Annotated in this window: 15 protein-coding genes; 11 read left to right on the forward strand and 4 right to left on the reverse strand. The window is 52.8% G+C overall.

The window, feature by feature from the left end; all coding sequences use genetic code 11:
- The 5 genes from AB1I67_RS06765 to AB1I67_RS06785 all read left to right on the forward strand — a co-directional run bounded on the left by AB1I67_RS06765 (nucleotide 1) and on the right by AB1I67_RS06785 (nucleotide 4,719).
- Entirely contained in the window at nucleotides 1-780 is a 780-nt protein-coding gene (locus tag AB1I67_RS06765) for a hypothetical protein (RefSeq protein WP_367029043.1), read from the forward strand.
- Nucleotides 750-1,925 carry an ABC transporter substrate-binding protein gene (locus tag AB1I67_RS06770; protein ID WP_367029044.1) on the forward strand — a complete coding sequence of 392 codons (1,176 nt, stop codon included), beginning with the start codon at nucleotides 750-752 and terminating at the stop codon, nucleotides 1,923-1,925. The genes AB1I67_RS06765 and AB1I67_RS06770 overlap by 31 nt, the downstream gene beginning before the upstream one ends.
- 50 nt (nucleotides 1,926-1,975) lie before the next feature.
- Nucleotides 1,976-3,019 carry an iron ABC transporter permease gene (locus AB1I67_RS06775; RefSeq protein ID WP_367029045.1) on the forward strand — a complete coding sequence of 348 codons (1,044 nt, stop codon included), beginning with the start codon at nucleotides 1,976-1,978 and terminating at the stop codon, nucleotides 3,017-3,019.
- 11 nt (nucleotides 3,020-3,030) lie between these two features.
- On the forward strand, nucleotides 3,031-4,239 hold the full coding sequence (locus AB1I67_RS06780; RefSeq protein WP_367029046.1) for an ABC transporter ATP-binding protein: 1,209 nt from the start codon (nucleotides 3,031-3,033) through the stop codon (nucleotides 4,237-4,239).
- Nucleotides 4,240-4,338: 99 nt separating this feature from the next.
- The gene (locus AB1I67_RS06785; protein ID WP_367029047.1) at nucleotides 4,339-4,719 is read left to right on the forward strand and encodes a DUF1508 domain-containing protein; all 381 of its coding nucleotides are present in this window, start codon (nucleotides 4,339-4,341) and stop codon (nucleotides 4,717-4,719) included.
- A 74-nt stretch (nucleotides 4,720-4,793) separates the two neighbouring features.
- Here AB1I67_RS06785 and AB1I67_RS06790 read toward each other — a convergent pair whose 3' ends face one another.
- Nucleotides 4,794-5,522, reverse strand: a complete 729-nt coding sequence (locus tag AB1I67_RS06790) for a histidine phosphatase family protein (protein WP_367029048.1) — start codon at nucleotides 5,520-5,522, stop codon at nucleotides 4,794-4,796.
- A 300-nt stretch (nucleotides 5,523-5,822) separates the two neighbouring features.
- On the opposite strand from AB1I67_RS06790, the gene AB1I67_RS06795 reads away from it, so the two are divergent.
- Genes AB1I67_RS06795 through AB1I67_RS06805 form a run of 3 tightly spaced genes read left to right on the forward strand, consistent with a single transcriptional unit; the run spans nucleotide 5,823 to nucleotide 9,357 of the window.
- Nucleotides 5,823-6,875, forward strand: a complete 1,053-nt coding sequence (locus AB1I67_RS06795; protein WP_367029049.1) for an ABC transporter substrate-binding protein — start codon at nucleotides 5,823-5,825, stop codon at nucleotides 6,873-6,875.
- Nucleotides 6,876-6,887: 12 nt separating this feature from the next.
- A complete protein-coding gene (locus AB1I67_RS06800; protein WP_367029050.1) occupies nucleotides 6,888-8,624 on the forward strand; it encodes a histidine kinase in 1,737 nt (578 codons plus the stop codon).
- Complete coding sequence (locus tag AB1I67_RS06805; protein ID WP_367029051.1) at nucleotides 8,599-9,357, forward strand: response regulator; 759 nt, start codon at nucleotides 8,599-8,601, stop codon at nucleotides 9,355-9,357. The genes AB1I67_RS06800 and AB1I67_RS06805 overlap by 26 nt, the downstream gene beginning before the upstream one ends.
- A gap of 329 nt (nucleotides 9,358-9,686) precedes the next feature.
- On the opposite strand, the gene AB1I67_RS06810 is transcribed toward AB1I67_RS06805, so the two are convergent.
- The 3 genes from AB1I67_RS06810 to AB1I67_RS06820 form a co-directional block, all read right to left on the reverse strand.
- The gene (locus AB1I67_RS06810; RefSeq protein ID WP_367029052.1) at nucleotides 9,687-9,971 is read right to left on the reverse strand and encodes a hypothetical protein; all 285 of its coding nucleotides are present in this window, start codon (nucleotides 9,969-9,971) and stop codon (nucleotides 9,687-9,689) included.
- A gap of 35 nt (nucleotides 9,972-10,006) precedes the next feature.
- Nucleotides 10,007-10,396, reverse strand: a complete 390-nt coding sequence (locus tag AB1I67_RS06815; RefSeq protein ID WP_367029053.1) for a cupin domain-containing protein — start codon at nucleotides 10,394-10,396, stop codon at nucleotides 10,007-10,009.
- A 372-nt stretch (nucleotides 10,397-10,768) separates the two neighbouring features.
- Nucleotides 10,769-12,124: an FMN-binding protein gene (locus tag AB1I67_RS06820; protein WP_367029054.1), complete on the reverse strand. Its 1,356-nt coding sequence runs from the start codon at nucleotides 12,122-12,124 to the stop codon at nucleotides 10,769-10,771.
- A gap of 385 nt (nucleotides 12,125-12,509) precedes the next feature.
- On the opposite strand from AB1I67_RS06820, the gene AB1I67_RS06825 reads away from it, so the two are divergent.
- From AB1I67_RS06825 to AB1I67_RS06835, 3 genes are all read left to right on the forward strand, one after another.
- A complete protein-coding gene (locus AB1I67_RS06825; RefSeq protein WP_367029055.1) occupies nucleotides 12,510-13,955 on the forward strand; it encodes a hypothetical protein in 1,446 nt (481 codons plus the stop codon).
- A 123-nt stretch (nucleotides 13,956-14,078) separates the two neighbouring features.
- Entirely contained in the window at nucleotides 14,079-15,908 is a 1,830-nt protein-coding gene (locus AB1I67_RS06830) for an iron ABC transporter permease (protein ID WP_367029056.1), read from the forward strand.
- A 5-nt stretch (nucleotides 15,909-15,913) separates the two neighbouring features.
- A complete protein-coding gene (locus AB1I67_RS06835) occupies nucleotides 15,914-17,566 on the forward strand; it encodes an ABC transporter ATP-binding protein (RefSeq protein WP_367029057.1) in 1,653 nt (550 codons plus the stop codon).
- Nucleotides 17,567-17,591: the final 25 nt, after the last annotated feature.

The following is a 17,591-nucleotide window of genomic DNA, read 5'->3' on the forward strand; positions in this document are numbered from 1 at the left end:
ATGAAAAAATACAGGATGAAATATGGGATACGGCTGTATGCCGTTTTGGCCGTTCTGTGCCTGGCGCTGGCGGGCTGCGGAACGGGAGGCGCGGCAGTTACACAGGAGACAGCCGCGCCGGTCGATGTAGTGCGGGAGGACATGGCGCCCGTCTATGGAAAGGAGCTGAAGGATGGAGTTTATGAGATCCGGGTAGATTCCAGCTCCAATATGTTCCGTATTACCGCGTGCAGGCTTACAGTGGCGGATGGAGCCATGCGGGCAGTTATGACCATGAGCGGCACTGGATACTTGAAGCTTTATATGGGTGATGGAACAGAGGCAGAGCATGCTTCCGAAGAAGACTATATCCCATACAGGGAAACGGATGATGGGTGCCACACCTTTGAGGTCCCGGTGGAGGCTCTGGATATGGGGATTAAATGCAGCGCGTTCAGCAGGAAAAAAGAAGCCTGGTATGACCGGACGCTGGTCTTTCGCGCTGATTCTCTCCCGGATGATGCGTTTAAGGACGGATATCTTAAAGGCGCGGAAAGTCTGGGGCTGGAGGATGGAAGATATACGGTGGAGGTCACACTGGGGGGAGGTTCCGGCCGGGCAGAGGTAGAGTCCCCCGCAGAGCTTAGGATAGAAGATGGCAGGGTGTTTGCCAGGATCGTCTGGGGCAGTTCCAATTATGACTATATGAAGGTGGATGGGAAGCGGTTTGAGCTGCTCCCGGAGGAGAGAATTCTGCTTTTGAAATCCCGGTGGACAGATTTGACAGGGCGATGCCTGTGATCGCGGACACCATAGCCATGAGTGTGCCCCACGAGATCGAGTATACGTTAACCTTTGATTCTGGAACGCTGAAAAAAGTGGAGCGTGCGGCGGACTGGGATTCCATGAAGCCGGTACACAGTATGGAGCTGTCGTATGCAACACAATTTTCGGTGGACTATTATGACGGCGGCTGCACGATGATCTCCATTAAGGATACTGGGAGGTATCTGCTGGTGCCGGAGCAGTCCGGATCTCTCCCGGCAAACCTTCCGGCGGATGTGGCCATCATCCGCCAGCCGGTGGACAATATCTATCTGGCAGCCACATCAGCCATGGATCTTTTCCGGAGCCTGGACGCCATCGACCGGATCACCCTGTCCGGGACGGACGCTTCCGGCTGGTATATTGAGGAAGCGAGAGCGGCTATGGAAAAAGGCCGGATGAGGTATGCAGGCAAATATAACGCTCCGGACTATGAGCGGATCCTGGCTGCAGACTGCGGACTGGCAGTGGAATCCACCATGATCTACCATTCGCCCGAGGTGAAGGAGCAGCTTGAGCAGCTTGGCATTCCGGTGTTAGTGGAGCGGTCCAGCTATGAGGAGCATCCGCTTGGGCGGATGGAGTGGCTGAAGCTTTATGGCGCGCTGTTGGGCAAAGAGGATCAGGCGGAGGCGCAGTTTGAAGAACAGATGAAGCATCTGGCGCGCATCGCCGGACAGGAGCCTGTGGGCAAGACGGTGGCATTTTTCTATATCAGTTCCAATGGCTATGTGAATGTGAGAAAGCCCGGCGACTACGTGGCGAAAATGATCGGCCTGGCAGGGGGCAGCTATGTACCGGGAGATCTGCCGGGAGATGAAAATGCCCTGTCCACCATGAATATGCAGATGGAAGCTTTTTACGCGGCGGCCCGGGATGCGGATTATCTGATCTACAACAGCGCTATTGACGGGGAGCTGAAAAACCTGGACGAGCTGCTTGGAAAAAGCGGGCTTCTGGCTGACTTTAAGGCCGTAAAGGAAGGCCATGTGTGGTGCACCGGAAAAAATATGTTCCAGGAGACCATGGGGCTTGCCGATATGATCCTCGACATCCACAGGATCTTAACGGAGGATCAGCCGGACCCGGCAGAAATGGTTTATCTGTATCCATTGACGTAAGGCTTGTGGGCAGGGATATTAGCCGGTAATCATATAAAGGAGATCAGATTATGACTCAGATTATGACTCAGACCATGACAAAGAAAAACCATGCAAGATATAAGACAGCATTTACCTTTCTGACATTCATGCTGGTTCTTCTGATCGTCTGGAATATCCGCGCAGGAAGCGTCCCGGTCCCAGTAGGAGAGATCTGGCAGATCCTTTTTGAAGACGGAGGCGAGGGAGCGTCCTATCACATTGTATGGGATATCCGCCTGCCCCGCATCCTGGCGGCGGCGATCCTTGGCGGGGCGCTGTCTGTGTCAGGTTTTTTATTGCAGACTTTTTTTGCCAATCCCATTGCGGGGCCGTTTGTACTGGGGATCTCCTCAGGTGCAAGGCTTTTGGTGGCGCTGGTCATGATCGTCCTTTTGGGCCAGGGGATCGTAATGAATTCGGCGTTTATGATCCTGGCTGCCTTTGCGGGGGCCATGATCTCCATGGGGTTTGTTCTTGCGGTCTCCGGACGGGTCAGGAACATGTCCATGCTGGTCATCTGCGGAGTGATGATCGGTTATATCTGTTCGGCGGTGACGGATTTTGCAGTTACGTTTGCGGATGACGCCAACATTGTCAATCTTCACAACTGGTCCATGGGGAGTTTTTCCGGCATGTCCTGGGAGAATGTGCGGATGATGGCTGTGGTGACGGCTATTGCCCTGATCCTGGTCTTTCTGATGGCAAAGCCGATCGGAGCCTACCAGATGGGTGAGGTCTATGCGCAGAATATGGGCGTGAATATCCGGTGGTTCCGGGCAGCGCTGATCCTGCTCTCCAGTGTGCTTTCCGCCTGTGTCACGGCCTTTGCAGGTCCTGTTTCTTTCGTGGGCATCGCGGTCCCTCATCTGGTAAAAAGCATGTTTCGCACCGCGAAGCCGATCTTTATGATCCCGGGCTGTTTTCTGGGCGGGGCCGTGTTCTGCCTGTTCAGTGACCTGATCGCCCGGACCGTGTTTGCCCCCACAGAGCTGGGGATCAGTTCCGTCACGGCGGTCCTGGGGGCGCCGGTGGTTATCTGGATGATGGTACACAACAATAAGATCCTGCGGTAAGGGGGCGTTTCATGGCGGCGGATGATATTGATAAGGCAGATATTTGTAAGGCTGATATTTGTGAGGATTATATCAGTACGGAAAATATGACGGTCGGGTATGGAAATACGCCTCTGATCCGGCAGATTGGGATCCATGTAAAGCGGGGGGAGATCGTGACCCTGATCGGCCCGAACGGCGCGGGCAAGTCCACCATTTTAAAGAGCATCATACGGCAGCTTGAACTGTTGGGCGGAGTGGTGTACCTGGATGGCAGCCCCATGAGGGCTATGACGGAGAACCAGGTGGCAAGGCGCATGTCGATCCTTATGACGGAGCGGATCCGGCCGGAGCTTATGACCTGTGAGGACGTGGTTGCCACAGGCCGGTACCCCTATACCGGAAGGCTGGGGATCTTAAGCGGAACGGATCACAAAAAGGTGAGGGAGGCGATCGCCCTGGTGCATGGGGAGGAGCTGGCGGGGAAGGATTTTTCGGAGATCAGCGACGGGCAGAGGCAGCGGATCCTGCTGGCCCGGGCCATCTGCCAGGAGCCGGAGGCCATTGTGCTGGACGAGCCAACCTCCTTCCTGGATATCCGCCATAAGCTGGAGCTTTTGTCCATTTTAAAGGAGCTGGTGCGGGAACGGCAGGTGGCAGTCCTTTTGTCCCTCCATGAGCTGGATCTGGCCCAGAAGGTTTCGGATCATATTGTGTGCGTGAACGGGAGCTCCATTGACCGGTGCGGCACACCGGAGGAGATCTTCACATCGGATTATATCGCCGGGCTGTACGGGATTACGAAGGGCAGCTACCAGCCGGAGCTGGGATGCCTGGAGATGGAGGCTGTGAAGGGAACGCCAAAAGTGTTTGTCATTGGGGGAAATGGCAGCGGGATTCCGGTTTACCGGCGTCTCCAGCGCAGCGGGATCCCGTTTGCAGCAGGAATCCTTCATGAAAATGACATAGATTATCCGGTGGCAAAGGCACTGGCGGCTCAGGTCATCTCGGAAATGCCGTTTGATTTGATCCGGCAGGAGACCTTTGACCGGGCGGCAGCGGTTTTGAGCGGCTGCGAGGAGGTGGTCTGCTGCCTGCCGGAGTTTGGGATGTTGAATGCGAAGAACCGGGATCTGGCAGAACTGGGCAGGAAATTGCAGAAGATCCCGGGGAATGGCTGCCGGGATGAAGATATTCCCCGGAACAATTTCCAGAACAATGGTGCAAATAACGCAAAATAATACAAAAATAACGCATTAACAGTAATATTTACCGAAAATATTGACGAAAATCCGCCGAAATTGTAAGATAAAGGTATTAATTGGTGGAGGTAGTGTGATATGGGTAAATTCGTGATCAAGAAAACAAAGACCGGTTTTGTGTTTAACGTGGTGGCAGGCAACGGTGAGACCATTGCTACGTCCCAGGTGTATAAGGCAAAGACGTCCTGCAAGAAGGGGATCAGGAGCGTGAAAGCCACCTCAGCCGCCGCGGAGATTGAGGACCATACGCTGGAGGACGTAAAGGAGTTTTCTAATCCAAAGTTTGAGGTCTATACAGACAAGAGCGGAGAGACCCGATTCCATTTGAGAGCGCGGAATGGGCAGATCGTGGCGGTTTCCCAGGCATACAAGGAAAAAGCCAGTGCGGTAAAGGGGATTGAGAGCATTAAAAAGAATGCCCCGGATGCTCCGGTAGTGGAAGCGGAACCGGAGAAATAATAAGAACGCCAGGTACAGAATGATATCGATCAGAATGTGCCTGGCGTTTGTTTATGTACGATAGAGTAAAGCGATCAGTCATGCCGCTCTTCTTTGCAGTCAAAAGTCTCACAGAATCTTGCTGTGAAGGATGGCGTTTGACCGGCCGCATACAGATGTGCGGTGTCACCAAATGAGATCATACGGAAGCTGGCGATGCCCTGCCGCCGTTCCTCTGTCACTACGGTGGTCACGGAGGAAGGCGCTGCGCAGGCTCCGTGCCAGAGCTGCATGGGTGAGATGTTTAAAAGCCGGCTTAAGAGCACGCATTCCACACCAAAATGGCAGAACAGCACGATCGTGTCCCGGTTGGCGGCGGTGACCCGGTAGTAGCCCTTTTCCCGCTGGTATCCATGGTGGGCCAGCAGTTCGTCCAGACCAGTGATCACCCACTGGTATTCCAGGTCCACGCCGGCCTCACACATGATGTCGGTCCGGCACCATGCTTCCCGGTCAAAATGCTCCGGCACTGCGGTCCAGTCTGCGGGCAGCCAGTCCCAGGCGATGATCGGCTCCTCACGGTCGGGCCGGTGGATGCGCGGTGCAAATTCACGGAGCCACTGGTGTTCGGTGGCTTCCCGTCCCAGCTTTTTTAAGGTCAGGGAGGCGGTATCCTTTGCCCGCCCCAGAGGAGAAACATAGAAATCTTTAACTTCCAGCTTTGTCAGGCGGTCTGACAGAAGCTCTGCTTCCCGCCACCCCGTGGGGGTAAGGGAATCGATGGAATAGTCGGGATCTGCATGTCTTACGATCAATATTTTCATAGGGGTACTCCAATCTTTTGAGTATATATTATCACTAAGCTGCGATTGTGCCTTACGGCCTGTTTTCACTAAGTGTTCCTATTATATCATAATCTTTTTAAGAGGAGCGTTTTTTCTATCGAAAAGGCGGGAAAAAAATGGTATGATGGTAAAAGCAGAGTAACGTGGGAAAGACAGAAGTGTGGTACATAGACGAGTGAAACGGGGACAGGAATGAAAATGAGGATATGGATAGCGGCCTGGATGACGGCAAAAACAGGTTGGAGGCTTGAAATAGAATATAAACAACCAGAAGGGGGGTTGTTATGGGGGATAAAGCAGCCGTTAAAGCGGCGTGTGCTGCTCCCAATGGCAGTGAGCGTATTGCTCGTGAGTACTGTGTTGTCGGGCTGCGGAGGACCGGCGGCTTCCAGTGCGGAGGAGTATGAGATCGGGGAGGATCAGAAGCTGGTCTTATATACCTCCCACAAAGAGGAGGTATACGGGCCGATCGTGAAAGAATTTGAGGAGCGCACGGGTATCTGGGTGGATGTGCGGGCGGGAGGTACCACGGAGATGCTGGAGGCGGTGAAGGCAGAGGCGGGGCTTTCCACCTGCGATGTTATGTTTGGAGGCGGGGTGGAGAGTTATGAGGCATACCGGGAATATTTTGAACCTTATGCCTGCAGCCAGAGCAGCCTGCTGGACAGCAAATACCGTTCGCCGGAAAATATGTGGACCATATTTACAGAGCTGCCGATCGTGTTTATCTACAACAGCAAGCTGGTCAGCGAGGAGGAGGCGCCTGTGAGCTGGGAAGAATTTTTAAAAGAGCGGTGGACAGGGCAGATCGCATTTGCAGATCCGCGCAAGTCAGGCACAAGCTATACTGCGCTGGCAACCATGGCCCAGATCTTAAGGCTGGATGAAACGGAGATGATGGATCAGTTTGTGGCGGTACTGGACGGAAAGCTGTCTGCCGGCTCCGGGGAAGTGGTGAGGGAGGTAAGCGCCGGTGTGCGGCTGGTGGGCATTACCCTGGAGGAAGCAGCTAAGAAGGAGATCGCTGCGGGAGCTGATATCGGTATGGTGTATCCGGTAGAAGGGACCAGTGCGGTCCCGGATGGCTGTGCGCTGGTGAAAGGGGCGCCCCATGAGGAAAATGCAAAATTGTTTATTGATTTTACGGTCAGTGACGATGTGCAGGATCTGGCTGTGGACCAGTTCTGCCGCAGGAGTGTCCGGATTGACATGCAGCGGGAACAGGAAGACATAGAGGCGCTGGGCACATTGAAGATCATCGATTTTGATCTGAAGCAGGCAGGCGAAAGGCAGGAGGAAGTCTTAAAGCGCTGGGCGGAGCTGGTGGACTAAAGGGGACAGGACATGAAGGAGTTTATTAAAAAGTCATTTAAGCGGGAGCTTTTAGCGTGCTTTCTTGTGGTGGCGCTGCTTCCCCTGATCATCAGCAGCACCTTTCTGGTCCAGCTGTTCAAGGTGAAGCTGGACAATGACAATCAAAAGAAGGATCTGGAACAGGCGCAGCAGATCGATGCGAAACTGACGACGCTGTTTGACAATTTTGAGTTTGTGGCGGGAGAATTGGCGAAGGATGAAGAGATCCGGGCAGCGCTGAAGGCGGAAGGGACAAAGACCCGCAGCGAGGTTTATTCCCGGCTCTATGGGGAGACAGTCAGCCTGCGGGAGCGGGCGCAGGTGGAGCTGTATTCCGCCGACGGAGTATGCCTTTATTCAACGGGGACCGGGATGTTCCACACCGTGCTGCTTCCGTACTGGGGGATACTTAAGGTGTCGTCGGCCCATCCGGACGAGCTGATCATCCGGCGGGAGAAGGAATATTCCGGTGAGATGGATATCCTTCTGCGGGCGGCCCGGGCGATCTTGGACGGGGAAGATAACTGTATCGGGTTCGTTGTGATCAGCATGAAAGCGGAGCATTTTGAGACGGCGCTAAAGGGTGCGTACAGCGGCCAGGATGGGATCTGTATCCTGAACAGCTTTTGGGAGACTGTGTACAGCGGCGGGACGGCAGAGCGGGAAGATATCGGCGCAGTCCTGCGCAGACGGCTGCTGGACGGAGAGGCGCTTACAAAGCCCTATCACAACAACAGCATCTATATTACCCGGCTGGGGGAGACCGGCCTTACCAGTGTATTTTTAAGGCCGGAGATATTTACGGAATCGACTACCCGCTCCATGTACAGTGTGATCTTTATCATGGCCCTGGCAAGTCTGCTGCTCTGTGTGGCGGTGGCGGCGCGGATGAGCAATCACCTGTCCTGGCCGATCCGGGTGCTGAATCATGCCATGCTGAAGCTGCAGGAGGGCAATCTGGAAACCAGGATCACCTCCCAGCGCTCGGATGAGTTTGGGCAGCTGTCGGACAGCTTCAATACCATGGCGAAGGAGCTGACCGGATACATGGAAAAACAGGTCAGCCAGCAGAAGAAGCTGAACGATGTGCAGATCGCCATGATGCAGGCACAGCTGAACCCGCATTTTCTATACAATACCCTGGACACTATGAAATGGGTGGCGAAAGCAAACCACATCCCGGAGCTTGCCACACTGGCTGCAAAGCTGGCGAAGATCCTGCGGACCAGTATTTCCAACGCGCCGTTCATTACCCTGAAGGAGGAGCTGGAGCTGGTGGAGTCCTACACGGAGATCCAGAGGATCCGGTTCAACGGCAGGTTCAGCTTCCAGTGTGAGCTGCCGGCGGAGCTGGAGGCATGTATGGTGCCCAAACTGATCGTACAGCCGATCGTAGAGAATGCAGTGATCCATGGGCTTGCGGAGTCCGGGGAAGGCAATATCAGGGTCCGGGTCAGAAGGCAGGATAACCGTTTGAGCATCCAGGTGCAGGATGATGGCTGCGGGATCGATCCGGAGCGGATGGAACAGTTAAATAACCGGGAATGGGAGAAAATAAGCGGTCACATCGGCCTCTACAATGTAGATACGATCATCCGGCTTCATTATGGGGAGGAGTTCGGACTTCATGTAGACAGGCCGCAGGAGGGTGGAACCCGCGTGACCATTGAGCTTCCAACCGGAAGGGGAGGCGAGGCGGAAAATGTTAAAAGTACTGGTGATAGATGATGAGATGTTTGTGCGCAAAGGAATTGTGCTGGAGACGGACTGGGCGGCGCTGGGCTGTGAGGTGGTTGCGGAGGCTGCCAATGGAGTGGAAGGGATTGAGGCGGTCCACAAGTACAGCCCGGACCTGATCATCAGCGATATCCGCATGCCAAAGCTGGACGGGATCGGTATGCTGCGCGCCTTGCGGGAGGAGGGCAGCAGGGTGGAGGTGATCTTTCTGACGGCCTACAGTGAGTTTGAGTATGCCAGGGAGGCGCTGAAGCTGCTGGCTTTTGATTATCTTTTGAAACCGTTTGAGGACGGGGAGCTGGAAGAGGCCGTGACGAAGGTGCGTAAACGGATCGAGGAGCGGCGGGAGGATACGGGAAGCCAGGAAGAAAAAGTACTGTCATTGAAACAGGGCGGGGCACAGAGCGGTTATATCCAGGAGGCTCTTGCCTATATTGCGGAGCATTATGGGGACGGGGATATCAGTGTGGGGACCATTGCTGAGTCGCTGGGCTTGAGTGAGGGGCATTTAAGCCATCTGTTCAAGAAGGAAACGGACTATACGGTCATGTCTTATATCACCCGCTACCGGATGCGCGCGGCCATGAAGCTTTTGGAGAACTGCCGATATAAGGTGTATGAGGTGGCGGAGATGGTGGGATATAAGGATATTACTTATTTTTCCAGCACGTTTAAAAAGATTGTGGGGGTGAGTCCGTCGGAGTATCAGAGTCGGAGGCGGTGAAGAAAGGCTACGCGTACCGCGCCGTTTGGGCGGCGGGTTGGCGAGAGGAAGTGAAACGGCTGCTGCTCCGGTTTTCTCGGTGGCGGATACTAAGAAAAAACAGGCGGATCAGACTGAGGACCGCGAAAACTCCAGGAAAATCCTGATGATTTTCCTTCCGCGTTCGCTTTGCTCCGGGTGTTGTACACCCTGCGCAACCTCAGCCTGCTCCGCCTGTTTTTTCTAAGTATCCGCGAACCTTGAAAAAGTCGCAGCAGCTCGTTTCGCTTCCCCTCGCCAACCCGCCGCCCAAACGGCGCGGTACGCTGGTTTTCTCGGCCGCCAGGAAGCTACATATGGTCAAATATAGTCTTTCTTTCTACGAATTGTCCAAACTGTGACTTCCATGTCTGGTGGATCGCTGAGTGGTCGAAGGCTTCCAGGGCATCTGGTTCCATCTCCATCTGGATCATCAGGTCGTGGCGGTTTGGGCGGTCTATGCAGGTGGTGTGAAGCTGGATGCTGTGAATTCCCGGCATTTTGGCGGCGGGAAGAAACAGGGCTTCGATCTGGAGGCACATAGCCTGTTTGTCAGTGACGGTATCATTGAATTTTACGATGATATAATGTATCATGATTTCTCCGTTCTGTTCTCAATATATTTTCATTATTAGATAATCTTGACAATTGTCTTGTCATTTTTTATCAGCTCGCGTTTGTCCTGGCCATCCGGGATGAAGCGGAATACGACGAAGGTAGTGTCACGGCTGCTTGTATTGGAAAAGGTGTGTACGGAATCTTTTACCCGGACAATGGTTCCTTCTTTTAGAAGCTGGTTGTAGATCTGTCCATGGTCCTGCCAGGAGAGCAGCAGTTCACCGGTTAAGATCAGGATGGATTCTTCCAATTTGGAGTGGAAATGCCATTCCTGCACAGCGCCGGAGGGAATTGTGTTTAAATGGATCTCATATTCATTGAAAATAAAGTAATTCACTCTTGTGCAGTTATCTTTTACTACGGAAATGGAATCTTCGATCGTGATGATCTCTGGCTGTGACATGCTGGTGAGTCCTCCTTATTCAGCGAACATTGGGAAACAGACAAGTTCCACATCCCGTTTGCCGCTTATGGTATTCCAGATATAGAGTTTGTAGGTCAGGCTGGAATAAACAATTGTCCCGCCATCTTCAAAAGTGTCGCGACGCCAGGGAAAGAAAAGAAACCCCTCCTTGGCAGGGAACAAAGCAACAATATGTTTTCTTTGATTATACCCTTACAAAAAATCAAAAGTCAACAGTGGTAGTCCGTTTTTTCGAGCTGTTTATTCGCTCAATGAAAAAGCATAAATAAGCGATCATGAAAAATCTGCTTATTTATGCTTTTCGTTTTGTGCTATCCTGCATTCAGTTTATGGGAATATCCGTTGATATGATTATTTCCCTGCGGCTTTGAGCACTGCGTTTAAATAACCGGCGGTGTCAACCAGAGTGGCGCCTGAGATTGCATCTACGGGAGCTTCGCTGCCGGCTAAGTCTGTGACCTCTGCAACCTTCATGCCGTTGATATGGTTCTGGATCGCATCAAAGTTCTTGTCGATGGTGATCGTGGAGCCGCCTTTTTCTGCCATGTTCTTGCTGTAGTAGCCGGTGTTCACACGTTTGGAGATGAGGACATTGCCTTCTGCAATGCCTTCGCTGAATTTTTCATCGCTGTTGGGGACGCCAGTTACGTCGGCATCTGCGCTGGTAAACTGGAAATCGTCTATGTAGCTTAACAGGATGTTCTCTCCATCGGTCAGAGCTGCCGCCGTGGTAAAGCATTTGGTTCCGTGGGCGGCTGCGTATGCTACATTCAGCTTCAGCGCGGAAGAATCGCCGGTGAATTCGACTGCCTGGGTTTTCTGAGCAGTTTCTGCAGCCTCTGCGATCGCATTCAGATAGCCGGCGGTGTCTGCCAGGGTGGCGCCGGAAACTGCGTCTACGGCATCATCCTTACCTGCGATGGCTTTTACTTCATCAATGGTCTTGCCCACCACGAAATCCTGGATCACATCGTAGTTCCCGTCGATCGTAACGGTGGATCCACCCATCTCTGCCATCATTTTGCTGTAATAGTCCGCGTTTTCCCTCTTGGAAGCGAGAACCTTGCCTTCTGCATATCCGGCAGCGAAATCTGCATCGCTGTTCGGTACGCCGATGACATCATCTCCCTTGTCCAGGAACTGGAACTCATCAATGTACGCCGCTACGATCACGTCATCCTGCACGACTGCTACCGCCTCGGTAAAGCAGCTTGTGCCGTGTGCTGCTGTGTAAACCTGGCCGATCTGAAGTCCGCCGTCGATCGGGACCAGAGCAGCCGGTGCGGCGGTCTCGGGCGCCTTTGTCTCTTTTTCTTCTTCTTTTGCTTCTATGCCCATGGCAGAGGCGACTGCCTTTTTAACCGCATCGCCGGTAACAGTAGCGCCGGACACGCCGTCAATCTCCGGACCGCCCGCCGCAACGACCTGCTTCTCCAGCTCCGGCAGCGCCTTGCCGCCGATATCCGGGGTTTCCTTGTCGCCTGTGATCTTACATTCTGTGATCTTGCCGTCAACACTTGTGAGGGTAACGGCTACTTCTCCTCCAAAGCCCTCTGCGGTACCGGTCAGGGTCTCGCCTGCTGCGGCTTCTGTGCCGGCAGTAGTGGCTGGTGCAGTGGTCTCAGGTGTGGATGCTGTTTTGCCGCCGCATGCTGCAAGGCTGAACGCCGCAGCGCCGCAAAGTGCCAGTACAAAACTTTTTTTCATAAAAAACCTCCTTTAAATTGTTGATGAATTGTGTGATTTAACTCCGGGATATCTTACCCGTTAAATCATTGTCATACTTTTTAAAGTATACCACATCACTATGATTTTGGCAATAGTTTATTATAATAGTTACTATAATTATTATTATAATTATCCAATATTGAGATATCATGATGAGATGAGTGAAAAAAATTGTGAAAAACAAACGAAGTAAACAGTTTGTTACGCATGATTCTGTGCAATATGTCTGAATTTCTAAAAGAATAACAGTTTTGTCCAGTGTTAAAAAATTCCAATCTGTCTTAGAATAACATTATCAGATGATGCTGCAGCATCTTAAACGTGTTTGTAACAAATAAGGAAAATTTAAAGGAGGAAAAGTAACGTGAAAAAAAGATTCTTATCATTAGTTCTGGTCAGCTCCATGCTGGCAATGTCCTTAGCAGGCTGTGGAGGCGGTTCTAAACCGGCCGAGACCCAGGCCCCGGCAGCTCCGGCGGCAACAGAAGCTCCGGCAGGCGCCAAAGAAGAAACTGCGGCTCCGGCAGAGACCAAGGCAGAAGATACGGCGAACCTCTCTGAGGTCGAGAAGATCATCAAAGAAGCAGAGGGTATGAGCTTAGAGGAACTGGGCAAGAAGGCGATCGAAGAGTCCAACGGAAAGACCTTCTACGGCGTGGGCAACTCCAGCCGCGGCAAGTCTGCACTTCCGCTGTTTATCGAGTATTTGCAGTCCATCGACCCGTCCTACAATATGGAATATGAGTGGCAGCAGCCGAAGAACAACAAGATCTTTGAGCAGTTGTCGGCAGATTCCTTAAAGGGCAGCGGCACCTTCGCCATGACCCTGATCCAGGACGGCAACCAGATCGAATCCAAGATGGTGCAGACCGGCATCTTAAAGACCTTTATCCCGAAGGATTGGGCAGATGCCAACAAAACCACCGCAGACGCATACGAGGGATTCCTTCCGCTGCAGACACTGAATAAAGTATTTATGTACAACAGCACCGGCAGCGCAGAGTATAAAAACTGCTGGGATTTCGTGGGAGAGGGCGTACACTCCTTATACATGGACATTGATTCCGAGATCGTCGGCAAGAACTTCCTGTATATGCTGACCGAGGACAAATACGCAGGATGGCTGAAGGATGCTTACAACGCACTGGATGCTGACAAACAGGCATATTTCAAACCGGTCATCGACGAGATGGCAACGGATGCAGAAGACTTAGGGCTGGGCGCAGACGGCGCTTACGCACTGGCATGGATCAAGCTGTGGGTAGAGAGCTACAATGAGCAGACCGATGACGGCCCGATCTGCAATACCCTGGTAACCGATTCCGCAAAGGATCAGAGCGGCCTGTTAGTATACTCCAAGCTCCGTTCCGTAGAGGAGTCCGCAGGCGTTTCCGTAAACAACATCAAAGTAGCTGCATACCAGGATGGCTATGAGGGTATCGGCGGCTATGGCTACTGCCATTATCTGTTCCTGACCAACAACAGCCCGCTTCCGTGGACCGCATGTGCATTCATCGCTTACATGACCTGTACCGAGGACGGTTTCAGCGCATGGGGCAAGGATATGGGCGGTTACTCCTCCAATCCTGATGTGGCTGCTGCAACCGAGGCAACCTATGGACACAGCAAGGGCGGCTACAATGAGGCCGGTGAGAACGAGTTTGACGCCAAGAACGACAGAGGCTACGACTGGTGGACCACAGAAGGCGAACTGGTTCTGGAAGATCCGGAATACTGTGCATCTGTATCCTTCACCGTAGGAAGCTGGATCGAGATGCTGACCAAGTACAGCGAGGGCGGAGCCCAGTAAATTCAGTTAAGTAAGAACATCATGGGGTGCTGCAAAAGAATGGAACAAACACCCAACTTTGCAGCACCCCGTTTCTTTCGGAAACTATTGAACCAGTAATCAACGTTAGATGGAGGCACTCACATGGAGCAGATACAGGTAAAACAGGCAAACCGGAAAGCCATCCTGCTCAACAAGATCAAGACCTTTTTCTCCAAACCCCAGAATATCATTCTGCTGCTGTTTGGGATTGTACTGACTTTTACGACAGTTGCGCCGATTGTTGCGATCGTAAAAGACACGTTCCAGATCCACCCGGGCACCATCGATGCCCATCTGACCGGCAAGGCTGCCGGTTATAGTGTGGTGAACTACATCGATCTATTTACCAGCAGGCTTGCAAAGACCAACCTCTGGAAACCGCTCTGGAACACGATCCTGCTGGCAGTATTTACCTGTCTGATCTCGATTGTATATGGTGGTATTTTCGCATTTTTGGTAACAAGAACGAATTTAAAGTTCAAAAAATATTTAAGTTCCATTTTTATTTTCCCATACATCATGCCCCAGTGGACCCTGGCGGTGGTATGGCAGAATGTATTTAACAGCAATGCGGTAGTCGGCACCTCAAACGGCCTTCTCGCTTCGCTGTTCGGCATCCTGGCCCCCAAGTGGTGGTGTCAGGGGCTGCTTCCCAGTGCGGTAGTGCTGGGGCTTCACTACGCGCCGTTCGCTTACATCCTGATCGGTGGGATCTTCCGGAATATGGATTCCAACTTAGAGGAGGCGGCGACGATCCTGGACACCCCGAAATGGAAAACCATGTTCCGGATTACCTTACCGATGGTAAAACCGGCAATTTTATCGACCATACTGCTGGTATTCGGAAGCGCCATGGGCAGCTATCCGGTGCCGCATTACTTAGGACTGACCACCCTGTCCACCAAATACATCTCCATGAACTCCAAGTATACGGGAGAGGCCAGTATCCTGGCGATCATCATGATGGTGTTCGGCGTGGCGATCCTTACCATGAACCAGGTGAGCTTAAAGAGCCGGAAGAACTACACCACAGTGACCGGAAAGTCCGGCCAGCTCTCCAAGATCAACCTGGGAAAGATCGGAAAATACTTAATCGGCCTGGTGCTGATCGTGCTGACCTTCTTCACCAGCATTTTCCCGATCATCTCCTTCGCCTTAGAGACCTTCCTGCCAAACCCCGGCGACTACAGCTTTTTGTACACCAGGGATTTCAGCAACCTGACTACCAAATGGTGGCTGACCAGTGAGAATATCACGGAGAACGGAATGTACGGGCAGCAGGGAATCCTGTACAACAACACGATCTGGCATGCATTCTGGGGAACCTTACTGGTGGCCGTGTGCTGTGCGCTGATCGCAGGCACCATCGGTACCCTGATCGGATACGCGGTGGCGAAGAACCGCCGGAGCAAGTGGGCCAGCTACGTAAACGGCATGGCATTCCTGCCGTACTTAATGCCGTCCATCGCCGTAGGCGCAGCGTTCTTCATCCTGTTCAGCAATGAGAAGATCAACCTGTTCAACACCTACACCCTGCTGATCATCGCAGGTACCATAAAGTATATTCCATTTGCCAGCAGGAGCTCCCTAAACTCCATGCTGCAGATCAGCAATGAGATCGAGGAGGCGGCGATCATCCAGGACCTGCCCTGGTGGAAGCGGATGCTGTTCATCATCATCCCGATCCAGAAATCGGCGATCATCAGCGGATACATGCTTCCGTTCATGACCTGCCTGCGGGAACTGTCCCTGTTCTTACTGCTTTGTACCCAGGGCTTTATCCTTTCCACCACGCTGGATTATTTTGATGAGATGGGGCTGTATGCATTTTCAAGCGCCATCAACCTGATCCTTATCATCACGATCCTCGTATTTAACACATTGGTAAACAAATTAACCGGAGCAAGTCTGGATGACGGTATTGGAGGTTGACGAATATGCCTGAGATTAAATTAACACACATAACAAAACGGTGGGGAAAATTCTTCGGAGTGGACGATCTAAGCCTTGATATTCCGGACAATTCCTTCATCACCCTGCTGGGCCCGTCAGGCTGCGGCAAGACCACGATCCTGCGTATGATTGCCGGTCTGGAGACCCCGACCACCGGCCAGATAAGGATCGGAGACCGGGTAGTATTTGACAGCGACGCGGGCATCAATATCCCCGCCAACAAGCGTAAAGTGGGCTTCCTGTTCCAGAACTACGCCCTGTGGCCCAACATGACGGTATACCAGAACATTTCCTTTGGACTTAACAATATAAAGGAAGAAATGCCCAAGATTGATTTTGAGGCTAAGACTGCCAGCGATCTGGCCCGTTCCTTAAAAAGCGGGCGGAAGATCGTGGAGCTGGTGGAGGACTGCCGGGATAAAAAGGGCAAGCTGGATATGGAGAAGGTCTACTTAAAGCTGATCGACGCATTCACGATCTCTCTCTACACAGCAAAGACCTTATATGATATGAAGGTTCAGGAGGCCGCGGACCCGGATGCGGCTGCCCGTGAGAGGTTAGCGGAGCAGGAAAAGAAGCTTCAGGGCATCCTGGACTCCTATAAGGCGAAGGGTCAGGAGCTGAATGAGGAGTTTGCCGTAGTGAGCGGCGGAAAGGTCCAGACCGAGGTCAGAAAGCTGACAAAAGAGGAAGTGGATCTGGCTGTGCGCCGGGTATCCCGGGTCGTCAAGATCGGCATGTTCATGGGACGTTATCCGGCAGAGCTGTCCGGCGGCCAGCAGCAGCGTGTGGCGATCGCCCGTACCCTGGCTCCGGAACCGGATGTGCTGTTCATGGATGAGCCGCTTTCCAACTTAGACGCCAAGCTCCGCCTTGAGATGCGTTATGAGCTGCAGCGTCTGCATGTAGAGACTGGAAGCACCTTCGTATATGTAACCCACGATCAGATGGAGGCCATGACCCTTGCCACCAAGATCTGCCTGGTCAACAACGGCGTGCTCCAGCAGTACGATGCGCCCCTTGATGTTTACAATCGTCCTAACAACCTGTTCGTAGCCGATTTCGTCGGCAATCCGTCCATCAACTTTATTGAAGGAAAGGGAGGACAGGCGGCGGACGGAACCGTAAAGCTGTCTATCTTAAATGATGTAAAAGCGGTGTTCCATCCGGAGAATCCCCTGGATCTGGCAAAATGGTTTGCCGGACGTGACCGGGAGGAGACGGACGCGGAGGCGCTGCGGCAGGAGAAGGCCAAAGAAAAGAAATACGTAGAGAAGAGCAATAAGGACGAGACCTTCAAGTACCATGTACAGAAGGTGGAGGAGGAAGACTACAGCATCGAGGACGAGCCGGTGCTCACCAACGAGGACCTGGTGCTGGGCGTTCGTCCGGAGTGCATTAAGCTGGCTGACCACGGAAGCCTGGATGCGACGGTCTACGGCGCGATGCCCACCGGCATGGAATCCACGGTGAAGCTGAGAGTGGGAGAATTCCTGCTGACCGGCGTGATCTTCGGCGGCGTGACCTTCAAGATCGGGGAGCAGACCAGCATGGACATCAAAGGAAACGATATCCTGCTGTTTGACCGGAAATCCGGGAAATGCATCTGCGCAGGGGCGCTGACGATCGAGGAATAGTGATGATAGAGATGAAAAGGGCGTA

It is taken from the genome of Clostridium sp. AN503 (assembly GCF_040719375.1).
Classification (GTDB): Bacteria; Bacillota; Clostridia; order Lachnospirales; family Lachnospiraceae; genus Brotaphodocola.